Genomic DNA, 14,088 nt, shown 5'->3' with positions numbered 1-14,088 from the left:
GCGGCGCGACGGCCGACGGCGCGGCCCACGCGGGCCCGCTCTACCGCCGGCTGCGGATCATCGACATCAGCGCCCCGTGGGTCTCCTCGTCGGCGGCGGCCACGAGTCCGCGGCCGGCCTCACCGACCGGGGCACCGTCGATCCCGGTGACCGTGCAGCCCGCAGCACGGCACAAGGCGATACCGGCCGCGAAGTGCACGCTCCGGGACAGGTCACCGCCATCGGTGACGTACGCGGCGCGCTTGCCGGCAGCGACCCAGGCCAGCGCCAGCGTCGTCGAGACGACGCGCGGCCGGAACCGCGCCCCGAATTCCGGGTGGGCCAGCAGGTCCACGGCCCGGAACCCCGGCGCACCGGGGAACGGCGGATCCAGGTTCACGTCCACCAGCCGAGTGCCCGGCGTGGGCGTCAGGAGCGCGTCGTCGGCCCCGTCACGCCGCACCCGGGCCGTGGCCCCGTCGGTGAAGAAGACCTCGCCGCTGAAGGGGTCGGCCACCGCCGCCGCCCCGCCGAGCAGCGCCACGTTGACAGCCACCAGCATGTTGCCGACGGCGTAGTTCAACGTGCCGCACAAAGGATCCACCAACCACCGGCGCACGGCATCGGCGTCGCCGTGCCGCCCGCCTTCCTCGCCGAGCACCGCGTCATCGGGCCGCGCGGCGCGGATGACGGCGAGGATCGCCTTCTCGGCCTTCAGATCGGCGGCGGTGGCGAAGTCCCCGGCACCCTTGTCGATACGGTCGAGGCGCCGACCGTACAGGGCACGGACCACGTCCGCACCCGCCCGTGCCCCGGCTATCGCGACGGCGGCGTCATCGGAACCAGCGTATGAGTCGATCACGCCGCGCAGGCTATCGGACCCTCCGGCGCGGGGCGCGGGCCGATCAGGGGGTGATCGTGAGGTCCGGGAGCACTTCGGCGGAGGGGAGTTCGGCGAACGCGGCCCCGGGCACGATGAGTTTGCCGCGTCGGCGGCCGCTGCCGACGAGCACCCAGGGCATCTCGGTGAGGGCCGCGTCGACCAGCAGCGGCCAGTCCGCGGGCAGGCCCACGGGGGTGATCCCCCCGTACTCCATGCCCGTCGCCTCGACGGCCGTCGCCATCGGCGCGAACGACACCTTCCGGGCGCCCAGCCGGCGACACACGGCACCGTTCACGTCGACCCGGCCGTACGAGGGCACCAGGCACGCGGCGAGGGTGGTCTCGCCGCCCCGCTGCGCGGCGACCACCACGCAGTTCGCCGACCGGCCGAGGAGTTCCTGCCCGTAGTGCGCGACGAACTCGGCGGTGTCGGCGATCGCCGGGTCGGTGTCCACGTACAGGATCTCGTCCGTGGGGACCCGCCCCGCCCAGCCGGCGATCGCCTCGGCCACGGGCCTGCTGAGCTGCCCGAGGCGGGCCGGGGCCGGCACGGCGTTGTCGAACCTGTCGAAGATCCCGAGCGGAGCGCGCATGGCCGCAGGCTAACACCGCCCGGATCACGCCCCGGCCGGCCGGGCCCGACCCCGCGACGCGCCCCCACTGGTACGCAGGCGGTGATCAGAGGTCCGTCGACGCTCCGGTGCGGCCCCCCGGCCGTCCCGTCCACCAGTTGCCCGGGGCGGTGGGGTCGACGCTGGACCAGTACTCGACGACGGCAGTCTCGAACTCGACCGGATCCAGGCAGCCGTCGCCGTCGCGGTCGAGGTGGCTGAACGCCTCGTCCAGGTCGGCCTGGGCCATGGCCGGGAAATGGCTGCGCTGGAAGGCGTCGAACTCCGCCTTGCTGACGACGCCGTCGGCGTTGGCGTCCGCGATCGCGAAGAACGAGCGCGCCAGCGCTCCCACGGTGGTCGCGGCGGCGTCGGGGTCGGCGGCCAGGGTGAGGGTGCTGGTGACGAACTCCCGCTTGGTCAGCCGGCCGTCGGGTCCGCCGACGTGCGGGGCGTGCAGATCGCGCCAGATGGCGACGTACGCGTCGACCATACGTGCGTGCTCGTCCGACCCGCGGCCGTAACCGAGTTGGTCGGCGGCACGGTCGCCCATGGTGACGTGGTCGGCCTCGGTCAGGGCCCCGTCGCCGTCGGCGTCCAGCAGGTCGAAGCCGTGGCTGATCTTCTCGCTCAGGATGTCCATGGCGGCGAACGTAGCGCAGCCCGGCCCGGCGTGCGCACGGGCTCCGCGCGGGCAGCCACGGTGCCCGGGACACCCGTCGCGGGGCGCCGGCCGGATCCGCGCCCCTGGCGGCTCGGCACCCGGGTCGGTAACCGACACGCGTTCGCCCGGCCGCCGCCGAGGAACCGGTTGACGCCTCGGGCACGCCGACGGCGGCCGGCATCGCGGCGGGCCAGGGCCAGAGGCAGGGCGGTGGCGAACAGGCACCAGCCCCCGTGTGGCCAAACGGGCCCGCCGGCCCTCGGGGACCCAGAGGTACCGGCGTCCCCACCGCGGGGAACGCCCACGGCGGAGGCTGCCACGGCGGCCCACCCGACGACCGGTAGCAGCGGCTGTCGGCGTCGGCCGCCCGCGACGGTCCGCCTTGCCGAGGCGTGGTCGCCCGCTGGGTCCACGCGTGCGGCGCGGGCGGGGGAGGTCAGTGACCCCGCCGACGGGAGCGGTCCGTGTCGCCGTGGTCGTAGACCGTCACGGCAACGCCCTTCGCGGTCAGGGCCCGCTCGACCAGCGGTTCCACCCGCGACCACTTCCCGCCGGCCAGGCCGCAGCCGATGCGGGGCATGTGCACGGAGGCGCCCCGTTCGAGGGCGTGTTCGGCGAGGGCGGTCAGGCAGCGCTCCAGGGCGTCGTAGCGGATGGGGACCCCCGCGCTTCCGGTGCGTATGCCCCGCTGGCCGATCATGTTGGCGACCCACGTGTCCTCCCGGACGCGGACCAGCCGGACCGCGCCGAGCCCGAAGTCGTTTCCGGCACGGCCCCGGTGCCAGGACCGGTAGTCCCGCTCGGGCTCCGGCCAGCGCTTGGATATCGCCAGGACGAAGCCCTTCCCCCAGCCGCCGAGGTCGTTGCAGACATGCGCGATGATCTTGGGTCCCCGGGCCTGCGGGCACGTGGCGTCCCCGGAGACGACCGAGATCGGTGCCGTGTGTGCCGTCGGATGCGTCGTCATGTCCTCAGGCTAAGCCGGGCCACTGACAACGCCGGGGCGGCCGAAAGCCGCTGACGCCCCGTGCCCGAGGCCGTCGAACGCCAAGGGCACCGGGGCCGACATCGCCGGACCGTATGACCGACGGCACCCGTGTGCTGCATGCTGGGCCTGGGCCCGGCCCGGCGGGGCCGACGCCGAGCACCAGCTGGAAGCCCAGACGAAGTCCCACGACACCCGCGCGGCCGTCACCGCGCCCCACGTCCGCCTCCAGGTCCTGGTTCCCGAGCTCGCCGGGGCCGCCCAGACCGCCGCCGACGCCACGTACGCCCTGCGCGGCGCCACCACCCGTGCCGACCTGGACGCCCTCCGGCACACGGCCAAGGAAGCCGCCGCGGCCTTCGTCGCCGCAGCCGCCGCCCACCTGCGGCCCGACCCCCGCTGACCACGGAGGTCCCGTCGCCGGACGGGCAGCGGGCCGCTTCGGGTAGGCCCGGACGGCTGGTCACCCCGGTCGTCGGCCCGGGGACGCCGTCTCCCGTCGGCGCGTGGAGTGGAGGCTGCCGAGCAGGGCCAGGGCCCGGTCGCTCGGGCTGCCCGGCTCCGCGTGGTAGACGACCAGCTGCTGGCCCGGCGCGCCGCGAACGTCGAACGACTCGTAGGCGAGCGAGAGGCGGCCGGCGTCCGGGTGGACGAGCTCCTTGGCGTCACGGGTCTTGCCCCGGACGGTGTGCGCGGACCAGAGCGCGGCGAACTCCGCGCTCGCCGCGCACAGGCCGTCCACCACCTCCCGCAGGCGCGCATCGCGCGGTGCGAGGCCCGACGCGCGGCGCAGCTCCGCGACGACCGCCCCGGCCGCCCGGTCCCACCGGGGGTGGAACGCGCGGGCCGCGGGGTCGAGGAAGGTCATGCGGGCCAGGTTGTCCGCCGCCGTGAACGGTGAGAAAAGCGCCTCGGCCAGGGCGTTGGCGGCCAGCAGGTCCAGCGCCGGGTCGAGGACGAACGCCGGCGTGTGCGCGAACCCGTCCAGCAGCCGGCGCAGCATCGGTGAGACCGTCCTGGCCGGCCGCTCCCGGCCGAGTTCCGGGCCGCCGAGCGCCAGTCGGCGGAGGTGGGCCAGGGCTTCGCGGTCCAGGCGCAGGGCGGCCCCGATCGCGTCCAGGATCTGGGGCGAGGGGGAGCGCTCGCGGCCCTGTTCCAGACGGGTGTAGTAGTCGCCGTTCATCCCCGCCAGGACCGCCACCTCCTCCCGGCGCAGCCCCGCCACCCGGCGCCGCCCGTGGGAAGGCAGCCCCACGTCGGCCGGAGTCAGTGCCGCGCGGCGGGCCCGCAGGAAGTCGCCGAGGTCGTTGCCGGTCATCCCCACAGGCTAGCCGCGCCCCGGAACGCGAACCTGGGTGCGCCGTACCCCGGCACGCACCGGCCTGGCCCGCCCCCGGCCGCCCGGCCAGACTCCGGAACACGAAACCGTACGGGACTTACGGGACTCACCCCAGGAGGAACAGACATGACGGGCAGCACCACAAACGGCGGCTCCACCCCCGCCAAGACCGTCGCCGTCACGGGCGCCAGCAGCGGAATCGGCGAGGCCACCGCACGCCGCCTGGCGGCGGACGGCCACCGCGTCCTGCTCGGCGCGCGCCGGACCGACCGGCTGGAGCGGATCACGGCGGAGATCAACGAGTCCGGCGGCCGGGCCGCGTACCGCAGGCTGGACGTCACCGACGCCGCCGACACGCGCGCCTTCGTCGACGCGGCGCTCGGCGCCCACGGCCGCCTCGACGCCCTCGTGAACAACGCGGGCCTGATGCCGCTGTCCCCGCTCGCCGCGTTGAGGACCGACGACTGGGACCGCATGCTCGACGTGAACGTCCGGGGCGTCCTGCACGGCATCGCGGCCGCCCTCCCCGCGATGCGCGCCCAGGGGAGCGGGCACATCGTGAACATCGCCTCCGTGGGCGCCTACGAGGTGTCACCCACCGCCGCTGTCTACTGCGCGACCAAGTTCGCGGTGCGCGCCATCTCCGAGGGCCTGCGCCAGGAGTCCGCCGGCACCGTCCGGGTCACCCTGGTCTCCCCGGGCGTCACCGAGTCCGAACTCGCCGACACCATCGCCGACCCGGTGGCCCGGGAGGCCATGAAGACCTACCGGGCCGTCGCGCTGCCCGCCTCGGCGATCGCGGACGCCATCGCCTTCGCCATCGCCCAGCCCCCGGAGGTCGACGTCAACGAGATCGTCGTACGCCCTGCCGCGCCCGCCCGCGCGGAATGACGCGCACGCCCCGGAGAGTTCGGCGTGGAGGTCGGACAGGCCCAGGGAGCCCAGGGAGAGGGCGGCCATGTGCCAGGCCTTGAGGTCGAACTTCGCGCCCAGGGCGCGGCGGGCCGACTCGCGGGCCTCCAGCCATGCGCGTTTCCCGAGTTTGTACGTGATGGCCTGTGCGGGCCGGCCCAGGTACCGGACCACCTCGCTGTCCAGGTACGCGGCGGGGCGGCCGGAACGGTTGTTCACGGTACGCAGGTGCTTGCCCGCCTCGTACTGGGCGAGCTCGGCGGTCAGCCGCTCGTGCAGCAGCCGCGCGCAGCGCCGTTCCACGGCGTCGCCGTCCGGGGCGTCCGGGCAGTCCGGAGAGCCCGGGGCGCCTGGGGAGCTTCGGACCCTGTGCAGCCGTGCCAGCGTGGCCCGGTCCAGGTCGGCCCGGGCCTGTGCGCCGTCGGGGGAGTAGTCGGGCAGGCGGCGCTCTCCGCCGGGCAGCCCGAGGAGCGTGCCGGCGAGGGGATCGAGGGCGACGAGGGCGTCCACGTGTTCGTCGGCGATCCGGCGAGCCGAGGAGGGCTGGTTCGCGGGCATAGCGGTGCGCGGCATGCCGGAGTTCTGCCCCCCTGCGCGCCGAACAGGCGGCGGCCGCGCGGAATTGGCCGGGACCGAGCACCGGCGGCTCGGGCCTTCGACCCGGACCGGCCGCTGCGGGCGGGAGGCGGAGCATCCCCTCCTGACCGGTCGTCCGCGCCGTGTCCGCCGTTACGGCGCCGCCGCCGTGAGGAACTCGCGCAGGTCCACGACCGCGTACTCCTCTTCGAATGCGGCGTCGATGATCCGTGGCAGGGCTTCGGCGTCGAGTACCACCCCGTCGTCCGTGCTGCTCCCGACATGCATCTGAAGCACGGCCCCGGGCTCCAGCGAGTCCGCCGCCCTGCGCACCGCCTCGTCCACGGTCATGCCCCCGGAGGAGCCCAGGTAGCCGTTCGTGTCACCGGTGAACTCGATCGCCGCGTAGCCCAGGTCGTTGACGTCCGCGACCGCGTCCACGGTCGTGGAGCTGTACGGGAAGCGGAAGAACGGCAGGGGTTCCGCCCCCGAGGCCGTACGGATCGCCGCGTCCGCCGCGCGGACCTCCCGCGCCCGCTCCCGCGTGCTCAGGTCGTCGAAGTACGGGTGGCTGTAGGAGTGGTTGCCCAGCCCGTGTCCGGCCTCGGCCATCGCCCGCACGGCCGACGGAAGGGTCTCCGCGTACATCCCCGTGGGGAAGAAGGTGGCGGGTGCCTTGCGCCGGCGCAGCTCCGCCAGGACGGCGGAGAGCCCGCTCGCGTCCCACGCGGCGTTGAAGGTGAGCGCCACCACCTTGCGGGACGTGGGCAGCCGCCGGATCTCCTGCCCGAGCAGTGCCGCGGGCGGACGGGGACCCGCGGCGGCACCGGCCGCGCGCCTCCGGGCGGCCGGTGCGGCCAGAGCGCTCGGGCCGGGCACCAGCCCCGCCGCCAGCAGCGCCGTCAGCGCGGTACGTCGTCCCACATCCACCACGGCCACTCCCTCGGGCACCGCGCCGCCCCGCGTGGCGCTCCCACGAGTGTGCGAGAGCAGCGGCGGGGGCCCCGTGCAGGCGTGCCGGGCAGCCGGGTGAACTCCGCGGCCGGCGGTTCAGGGGCGCCAGTCGGCCTCCAGGTCATGGGAGTCGGTCTTGGTGAGCTGCGTCGGCGCGGTGCCGTCGGCCCGTACCCGGTAGAGGTGCTCGGGGTCCGCGTCGTCGGTGCCTCCCCTCGTGAAGACCAGGCTGTTGCCGGCCGGGGACCAGGACGGGTTCTTGTCGTTGGCGCGGGCCGCCGTGATGCGGTGGAGGCCGGTGCCGTCGGGGCGGACGACGTAGAGGTGGGCGAAGCCGGTGGAGTCCACCCGGCTGAAGGCGAGCCGGTCGCCGTGCGACCAGTCGGGCGTCCAGTCGTGGGAGCCCGGCCCGGTGACGGCCGTCTGGGCGAGGGTGGACAGCCGGATCTTCATCAGCCGGCTGTGCCCGGCCGCGTCCGCCCGGTTGAACGCGAGGTACTTGCCGTCCGGGGACCACGTGGGGTGGAGGTCGTCAGCCGCCGTGTGGGTGAGCCGGGTGGCAGGAGCGCTGCCGTCGACGCCGGCCACGTATATCTCCCGCTGGGTGCCTACCGGCTGGGCGTAGGCGATCCGCTTGCCGTCCGGTGACCACGCCGGGTCGGAGGCGCCCTTGGTGCCGGGCAGGGCCTTCAGGTCGCCGCCCGCGGTGTTCATCGTCCAGATGCCGTCGACGGCGCCACCGGATCCGTAGCGGACGAAGGCCAACCGTTTGCCGTCCGGGGACCAACTGGGCATGACCTCGCTGACGGTGGGGGTGTGGGTGAGCTGGACGGCCGCGCCGCCACCGGGGGAGAGCGCGTAAAGGTCCTCCGTGGGGGCCGCGCCGGTGTAGCGGGCGAAGACGATCGGACGGTCCCCCGTCACCCCCGCCGTCCCCGGCGCCGCCCCCGCGTCCGCGGCGGCGCCGAGGGTCAGGGACGCGGCCACGGCGATCGCCGCGGCGGTGACCACCGCCCGGCCGCGCGCGGGCGCCGCGCCGCGTGCTCCGGTCGGTCCGATGTCCCGCGCCCTTGCTGCGGTTCTTCCCGCACCGGCGGTTCTTCCCGCACCGGCGGTGCGCTGTCTGCGGTGTACCAAGGCGTCCACCCCATCCCTCCCCGCGGCCTGCTGCCGGGCCAGCCGTGGCCTGTGAGCATGCCACCGCCGGAGCGCCGGGGGAACCCGCGGCACCCGGCGGTACGCACCCTGTGACATGTTCCGTACATCGCGGTCACCAGTGCCCTGCCGGCCGCCTCAGCCGCCCGGCACGAACGTCACCGGCAGGCTCTCGGGACCGCGCAGCCCGCCGGGCCGCCAGGGAACCGCGTCCGGCGGCACGGCGAGGGCGAGCCCGGGCAGTCGGCGCAGGACCGTACCGATGGCGATCTCCCCCTCCAGCCGGGCCAGCGGAGCACCGAGGCAGTAGTGGATCCCGTGACCGAACGCGAGATGGGCGTTGTCCCGCCGGGTGATGTCGAGGCGCTCGGGATCGGGGAACCGGGCCGGGTCCCGGTCCGCGAGTGCGGACCCGATCAGCACGGTCGCGCCGCGCGGCACGCGCACGCCCGCGATCTCGAGGTCCTCGCGGGCGAACCGCGCGATGCCGGGGCTGACCGGGCCGTCGTAGCGGAGGAACTCCTCGATCGCCCCCGGGAGCAGAGCCGGGTCCGAGCGCAGCAGATCGAGCTGCCGGGGATGGGCGAGCAGCATCGCGATGCCGCCGCCGATCAGGTTGACCGTGGTGATGTAGCCGGCGGCCAGCAGCAGGAACACCATGGCGACCAGCTCGTCCTCCGACAGCTGCCCTTCCTCGTCGCGGGCGGTGACGAGCCCGCTGAGCAGGTCGTCGCCCGGCTCCGCCCGCTTGTCGCGGATGAGCCCCGCCACGTACGCGCGCATGTGCTGCCACGCCTCGTTCACCACGGCCGGGTCGGGAGGCTCCACGCCCCGCCTGATCATGCGGTCGGTCCAGTGCTGGAAGTCGTGCCGGTCGTCCACCGGCACTCCGAGCAGTTCGCTGATGACCGCGACCGGGAGCGGTAGCGCGAACTCCGCGACGAGGTCGGCGTGTCCGGCCGGCGCGAGCGCGTCCAGCAGCCGGTCGGCGAGGGCCTGGATCCGCGGCCGCATCCCGGCCACCCTGCGGGCGGTGAAGGCCTTGGAGACAAGCCGGCGCAGGCGGGTGTGGTCGGGCGGGTCGCTGCGGAGCATGGTGCTCAGCATCGATTCGCGCTCCACTTCGGGCAGCTGCCGCAGCAGCCGGGTGTCCGAGGCGTCGCGTACGTCGCTGCTGAGCCGGGCGTCGGACAGGGCCTCCAGCGCGTCGTCGTAGCGGGTGACGAGGAAGGCCTCCAGACCGCCCGCGATGACGACACGGCGCACGGGGCCCGCCTCGCGCAGCTTCCGGTACAGCGGGAACGGGTCCGTGACGAAGGCGGGGTCGGCATAGGGCAGGGGTACCGGCCGCTCGTTCATGTCGCCTCCCGAGTACTTCGCCGCGCCCGTGGAGGACGAGGTTCCTACACGGAGCGCCTGCGCCCCCGGCGGCGCGCCCCGTTCAGCGGAGTGATTCCTCGCCCTCGCGGCCGGAAACGGCTGCCCGTCGACGCCCTACGCGCCACCGCCGACCCGCCGCGGCGGCGCCCGGTCCACGGCGGCGAAGAGGGCGTGCTCGCTGGGAAAGTGACGACCCCACCCGCACCCAGGAGATGCTCAGCCGTGCCCGCTCACCCCTCAGAGGCCGTCGTGTCCCGCAAGGGGAAGGCCATCAGGCTGACGCCCAGCGGGACGGTGCCCGGCGTGTGCGCCGGCCGTGCGGCCTCGTGGAGCTCGACGGCGAGTTCGGCGAGGCGGCTCCGCACGTCCTGCCAGATCTGCGGATCCACCCACAGCTCGGCGTCGACGGTCACCCCCTCGGCCCCCTCGAGCCGACGACCGGCCCGTTCGCGGAGCGCGTGCGCCATGGTCTCGGCCAGCATCGGGGTCCCGCCGTGCTGGTCGGACAACGGAGTGCCGCGGACGGCCCGGTAGCGGCGCTCCCTGCCGCCGCGGCGGGTGCGTTCCTCCGCCAACTCGACCAGGCCCACGGCGTCCAGGCGCCGCAGGTGCTGGCTGGCCAGCGCGTGCGAGACGTCCAGCTCGCGGGAGAGTTCGGCGGCGGACATGGGCCCGGGCCACAGCAGGCTGAGCATCCGCAGCCGCAAGGGGTGGGCGAGCGCGCGCAGTACGGGGTCGGTATCGGTCACATGGGCCAGTAAACCGCAGCGCCGCCGCCCGGACCCCTACCCCCAACCAAATGCTTGGGGGTAGGGTGAGCGCCGCGATCAAGCACACTGCAAGGGGGATACGTATGAGCTGGACGGTGTTCAGGGTCCTGCGGGACCGCAACGCGCGCCTGTACCTGGGCGGCGTGGTCGTCTCCGGCTTCGGCGACTCCGCGATGTCGCTGGCCGCCGGGATCTGGGTCAAGACCCTCACCGGCTCCGACAGCCTCGCCGCCCTGGTCGGCTTCTGCTTCTGGCTGCCGACCCTCGCGGGGCCCGTGATCGGCACCGCCGCGGACCGGGTACCCCGACGCCGACTGCTCGTCGCCGCCAACCTCGCCCTGGCCGCGGTCATGACCGCACCCCTGGCGGTGCGCACGCCGGCGGACGCCTGGGTGCTGTTCGCCGTGCTGACCCTGGTCGGTGCCGGCACGGTCCTCACCGAAGCCGCCGAGACCGCGCTGGTGGCCACCGCCGTGCCGGAAGCACTGCGGGGCGACTTCAACGGCCTGGTGTTCACCGCGATCGAGGGCATGAAGCTGCTCGCTCCGCTGGCCGGGGCCGCCCTGTTCACCCGGCTCGGCGGGCCTGCGGTGGCGGTGCTGGACGCGGTCACCTTCGTCCTGGCCGCGCTCGCGTTCCGGTTCGTGCGCGTACCGGACTCCCCGCCCGCCACGCGCGAGAAGCGGGCATGGACGACCGAGACGGCGGAAGGCGCCCGGTACCTGTGGCGACACCCCGTGCTGCGCCCCCTGGTCGTCACCGGCGGAACGGCCATGGCCCTGTCCGGCCTGAGCAGCACGGCGACGTTCGCGATGCTCGACGCCGGGCTCCACCGGACCCCGGCCTACGCGGGCGTGCTCACCGCGCTCCAGGGGCTGGGTTCGGTCGTCGGGGGGCTGGCGGCCGGCGCGTCGATGCGCCGCATGTCCGAACGCGCCTTCGCGGCGGCCGGACTCGCGATCTTCGCCCTCGGAGTGCTCGCGCGGGCGACTCCCTGGCTGCCGGCCGTGCTGGGCGGCAGCCTGGCCATCGGACTCGGCCTGCCCTGCGCACTCATCGCGGCCATGACCGCCGTCCAGAGGGAGACGCCGGGCGAGCTGCTGGGCCGGGTGGCGGCCACGGCCGGCACCCTGATGTTCGCGCCCACCGGGCTCGCCCTGCTCATCGGCACGGGAATGGTGGCCGGTCTCGACTACCGGGTCCAGATCCTCCTCGCCGGCACCGTCGGCCTGGCCGCGGCCGCCGCGCTCACCGTGACGACCGGCCGCGCCGGCCGGTCCCCGGCACCGGTCCGTACGCAGCCGGTACCCGAGCGGGCCGAGACCGGGCCGTAGCGGACCGCCGCCGCCCGCCCGGCCGCTTCCCGGTCTGCTCGGCGAGATGCGGCGGCGCGCGTCGAGCCGGCCGGTGAACGAGGTCCACCTCGGCGTCACGGGCCCCCTGGGCGAGGCCCACCGAACGTCCAGCGGCAGCCCGGCGCGGGCGATCCGGTCCCGGGCGCGCAGCGCGGTGCCGCGACGGCCGTGGGCGGTGTCGGCGTAACCCAGGTGCGGGTCCAGGCGCCCCGGAGCCCCCGGGCGCAGGGGCCGGGGCGACGTGGGCGGGGGCGTCAGGCCGGGGCCGCTCAGCCCGGCCCGGTCCCGGGTGAGCAACAGGCCGCCCATGGGCTTGAACCCGATGCCGGCACCCTGCGGCGGGTATGCGTACGGACCCCGCTGCGTCCGAGCCGGTGGCGAGGGGCGGGCCCCACCCCGACCGCGGCCCCGGAACCGGCCCCCGAAATGCGCGGCGATCGGGCGGGGTCCAGAGGGTTGAGGGTGGGCCGCGGTCCGTGGAGCCGCAGGTCTGCCGACCCGTCCCGGCACGCGGAACGGAGCGCGCGCCGACCGGGCGGCCACACCCGGCGCCGGCCAGGCGGCGGTCTCGGGGAGCCGGATCCCTTGCTCGCCTCGACGCCGACCGGGCCACCGGCCGGCGGCAGGCGCACCCCACGGGCCACCGCCGCCTCGACCTCCGTCCGCGCCCGGGCGCGTCCGCCCCCAGGGCGGTGAAGGGGCGCAGCGCGCCGTCCCGTCCGGCGGCGACGGCGCGTGCGCTCCGGCGACTCCCGTCAGGCCAGCAGCAGGAGCGGCTGCCACCTCCGGCGACGCTCAGGACGGCCGAGCCGGTCCGTAGGCGTAGGCGTAGGCGCACCGCCCGCCCCGACGCCCGGCTGCGCGCGGTGGGCGGAGGGGGTGGAGGGGGCGGAAGTGGCGGTACGGACCAAGACGGTGGCGGCCATCGCGGAGAGGGCCAGGACGGTCAGGGTTCCGGGGCGGGGCGTGGACATGGCGGGTTCCGTTCCGTGCGGGGCGGGCCGCGTGCCCGGCCCGTCGGCCCATGGGACGCAGAACTCCGGTGGGCGCGGGGTGTCCGCCGCGCCGGTCGCCGCCACGCCACCCGAACGGCCGCCGCCACGGGCGGCGGATGCGCCGTGCGGGCTAATCCGGGGCTCTCGGCTGGCCCTCCCGCCCGGGAATCGATCAAGGTGTCCAGCGTGGCCGAGTATCCCGCCTCCCCGGCATCCCCTTCTCCGGCATCCGCTTCCCCGGCGTCCTGCGCCCCGGCATCTCCTGCTCCGGCACCCCCCACGGCACCGCCCCCGCCGCCCGCCGCGCCCGAACGGCGTCGCACCGCCGCGCGTTCCGCCCGCCCGGCGAAGTCCCCCGTCGCGGGGCGCCTCTTCAGCCTCCTCCACGGCCGCAGCCTGGTCTACAACGTCTGCTGGGAGGACCCCGCCCTCGACCGCGCCGCCCTGCGGCTCGACCCGGACGACCACGTCCTGGTCATCACCAGCGCCGGATGCAACGCCCTCGACTACCTGCTGGCCGGCGCCGGCCGGGTCAGCGCCGTCGACGTCAACCCCCGCCAGACCGCGCTCCTGGAGCTGAAGAGGGCCGCCGCACGCAGGCTGGAACACCCCGAGTTCTTCGCCCTGTTCGGCCACGGCCGCACCCCCCGCGCCCGCGCCCTCTACCGCGACGCCCTGCGGCGCGACCTGTCCCCCTTCGCACGCCGTTACTGGGACCGGCACATCGACGCCTTCACGGGACGCGGCCCGCGCGGCTCGTTCCACCACCACGGCACCGCGGGCCTCCTCGCCGCAGTGATCATGTTCGTCCTGCGCCGCGGCGAAGGGGTCGGCCGGGCCTTCGAGGACCTCTTCCACACCACCACCCCCGCCCACCAGGCGCAGGTGTACGAGTCCCGGCTGCGCGAGCCGCTGCGCACCGCGGCCCGCCTCGCCTCCCGCCCGCTCGCACTGGCCCTGGCCGGAGTCCCCCCGGAGCAGCGCCGGGAGATCAGCACCGAATACCCCGGGGGTGCGGAAAGACTCGTCCAGGACGCCTTCGACGCCGTGTTCGGCCGACTGCCCGTCCAGGACAACTACTTCTGGCGCGGCTACGTCCTCGGGTCCTACACCCCGGACTGCTGCCCCGAGTACCTGAAGAGGGAGAACTTCGTCCCGCTGCGCGACGCCCTCGACCGGCTGGACGTACACACCGCCACGGTCACCGGATTCCTCACCGGCGCGCCGCGACCGAGCGTCTCCAAGTTCGTCCTGCTGGACCACATGGACTGGATGGGCTGGGCCGACCAGGGAGCCCTCGCGCGGGAGTGGCAGGCGATCGTGGACGCCGCCCGCCCCGGCGCCCGGGTCATCCACCGCAGCGCCGGACTGACCACCCGCTTCCTCGACCCCGTCCGCGTCGCCCACGGCGGCCGCCTGCGCCCCCTCAACGACCTGCTGCGCCGCGACGAGGACCTGGCCGCCCGGCTCCACGCGCGGGACCGGGTCCACACCTACGGCAGCTTCCACATCGCCGACCTCCCCTGATCCG

13 protein-coding genes and 1 pseudogene are annotated in these 14,088 nt (G+C 75.2%); 3 read left to right on the top strand and 11 right to left on the bottom strand.

Features of this window, described 5'->3' with window-relative positions; genetic code table 11:
- Positions 1–40: 40 nt before the first annotated feature.
- The 5 genes from ACFY0O_RS19700 to ACFY0O_RS19680 form a co-directional block, all read right to left on the bottom strand.
- Positions 41–841: an inositol monophosphatase family protein gene (locus tag ACFY0O_RS19700; RefSeq protein ID WP_388948006.1), complete on the bottom strand. Its 801-nt coding sequence runs from the start codon at positions 839–841 to the stop codon at positions 41–43.
- 43 nt (positions 842–884) lie between these two features.
- The gene (locus ACFY0O_RS19695) at positions 885–1,454 is read right to left on the bottom strand and encodes a YbaK/EbsC family protein (RefSeq protein ID WP_388948005.1); all 570 of its coding nucleotides are present in this window, start codon (positions 1,452–1,454) and stop codon (positions 885–887) included.
- A gap of 85 nt (positions 1,455–1,539) precedes the next feature.
- The gene (locus tag ACFY0O_RS19690; protein WP_388948003.1) at positions 1,540–2,115 is read right to left on the bottom strand and encodes an EF-hand domain-containing protein; all 576 of its coding nucleotides are present in this window, start codon (positions 2,113–2,115) and stop codon (positions 1,540–1,542) included.
- 457 nt (positions 2,116–2,572) lie between these two features.
- Positions 2,573–3,103, bottom strand: a complete 531-nt coding sequence (locus ACFY0O_RS19685) for a macro domain-containing protein (RefSeq protein WP_388948001.1) — start codon at positions 3,101–3,103, stop codon at positions 2,573–2,575.
- Positions 3,104–3,584: 481 nt separating this feature from the next.
- Positions 3,585–4,439: a helix-turn-helix transcriptional regulator gene (locus ACFY0O_RS19680; RefSeq protein ID WP_388948000.1), complete on the bottom strand. Its 855-nt coding sequence runs from the start codon at positions 4,437–4,439 to the stop codon at positions 3,585–3,587.
- 147 nt (positions 4,440–4,586) lie between these two features.
- On the opposite strand from ACFY0O_RS19680, the gene ACFY0O_RS19675 reads away from it, so the two are divergent.
- A complete protein-coding gene (locus tag ACFY0O_RS19675; protein WP_388947998.1) occupies positions 4,587–5,351 on the top strand; it encodes an SDR family oxidoreductase in 765 nt (254 codons plus the stop codon).
- Positions 5,352–5,363: 12 nt separating this feature from the next.
- Here the strand turns inward: ACFY0O_RS19675 and ACFY0O_RS19670 are convergent.
- From ACFY0O_RS19670 to ACFY0O_RS19650, 5 genes and pseudogenes are all read right to left on the bottom strand, one after another.
- A pseudogene (locus tag ACFY0O_RS19670) lies at positions 5,364–5,645 on the bottom strand (DUF885 family protein); the annotation flags it as partial.
- 456 nt (positions 5,646–6,101) lie between these two features.
- Entirely contained in the window at positions 6,102–6,872 is a 771-nt protein-coding gene (locus ACFY0O_RS19665; RefSeq protein ID WP_388947996.1) for a polysaccharide deacetylase family protein, read from the bottom strand.
- A 126-nt stretch (positions 6,873–6,998) separates the two neighbouring features.
- On the bottom strand, positions 6,999–8,048 hold the full coding sequence (locus tag ACFY0O_RS19660; RefSeq protein WP_388947994.1) for a hypothetical protein: 1,050 nt from the start codon (positions 8,046–8,048) through the stop codon (positions 6,999–7,001).
- Between the two features lie 147 nt (positions 8,049–8,195).
- A complete protein-coding gene (locus ACFY0O_RS19655; protein WP_388947992.1) occupies positions 8,196–9,416 on the bottom strand; it encodes a cytochrome P450 in 1,221 nt (406 codons plus the stop codon).
- A gap of 251 nt (positions 9,417–9,667) precedes the next feature.
- Positions 9,668–10,186 (bottom strand): ArsR/SmtB family transcription factor, encoded by a 519-nt coding sequence (locus ACFY0O_RS19650; protein ID WP_388947990.1) that lies wholly within the window; start codon positions 10,184–10,186, stop codon positions 9,668–9,670.
- A gap of 104 nt (positions 10,187–10,290) precedes the next feature.
- On the opposite strand from ACFY0O_RS19650, the gene ACFY0O_RS19645 reads away from it, so the two are divergent.
- Positions 10,291–11,541, top strand: coding sequence for an MFS transporter (locus ACFY0O_RS19645; RefSeq protein WP_388947988.1), 1,251 nt, complete (start codon positions 10,291–10,293; stop codon positions 11,539–11,541).
- Between the two features lie 776 nt (positions 11,542–12,317).
- Here the strand turns inward: ACFY0O_RS19645 and ACFY0O_RS19640 are convergent.
- A complete protein-coding gene (locus ACFY0O_RS19640) occupies positions 12,318–12,536 on the bottom strand; it encodes a hypothetical protein (RefSeq protein WP_388947986.1) in 219 nt (72 codons plus the stop codon).
- A 207-nt stretch (positions 12,537–12,743) separates the two neighbouring features.
- Between ACFY0O_RS19640 and ACFY0O_RS19635 the strand changes: the two genes are divergently transcribed.
- Positions 12,744–14,084, top strand: coding sequence for a DUF3419 family protein (locus ACFY0O_RS19635; RefSeq protein ID WP_388947984.1), 1,341 nt, complete (start codon positions 12,744–12,746; stop codon positions 14,082–14,084).
- Positions 14,085–14,088 lie beyond the last annotated feature (4 nt).

The sequence above is a fragment of the Streptomyces sp. NPDC001594 genome (genome assembly GCF_042893675.1).
Lineage (GTDB): Bacteria > Actinomycetota > Actinomycetes > Streptomycetales > Streptomycetaceae > Streptomyces.
Note: the sequence above shows the minus strand (reverse complement) of the source record. Positions and strands in the feature narration are given on the sequence as shown.

What these genes read in the sequence shown, in the direction of transcription:
- ACFY0O_RS19695 (WP_388948005.1), bottom strand. Translation starts at nt 1,454, where the DNA reads ATGCGCGCTCCGCTCGGGATCTTCGACAGGTTCGACAACGCCGTGCCG.
- ACFY0O_RS19690 (WP_388948003.1), bottom strand. Translation starts at nt 2,115, where the DNA reads ATGGACATCCTGAGCGAGAAGATCAGCCACGGCTTCGACCTGCTGGAC.
- ACFY0O_RS19685 (WP_388948001.1), bottom strand. Translation starts at nt 3,103, where the DNA reads ATGACGACGCATCCGACGGCACACACGGCACCGATCTCGGTCGTCTCC.
- ACFY0O_RS19680 (WP_388948000.1), bottom strand. Translation starts at nt 4,439, where the DNA reads ATGACCGGCAACGACCTCGGCGACTTCCTGCGGGCCCGCCGCGCGGCA.
- ACFY0O_RS19675 (WP_388947998.1), top strand. Translation starts at nt 4,587, where the DNA reads ATGACGGGCAGCACCACAAACGGCGGCTCCACCCCCGCCAAGACCGTC.
- ACFY0O_RS19655 (WP_388947992.1), bottom strand. Translation starts at nt 9,416, where the DNA reads ATGAACGAGCGGCCGGTACCCCTGCCCTATGCCGACCCCGCCTTCGTC.
- ACFY0O_RS19645 (WP_388947988.1), top strand. Translation starts at nt 10,291, where the DNA reads ATGAGCTGGACGGTGTTCAGGGTCCTGCGGGACCGCAACGCGCGCCTG.
- ACFY0O_RS19640 (WP_388947986.1), bottom strand. Translation starts at nt 12,536, where the DNA reads ATGTCCACGCCCCGCCCCGGAACCCTGACCGTCCTGGCCCTCTCCGCG.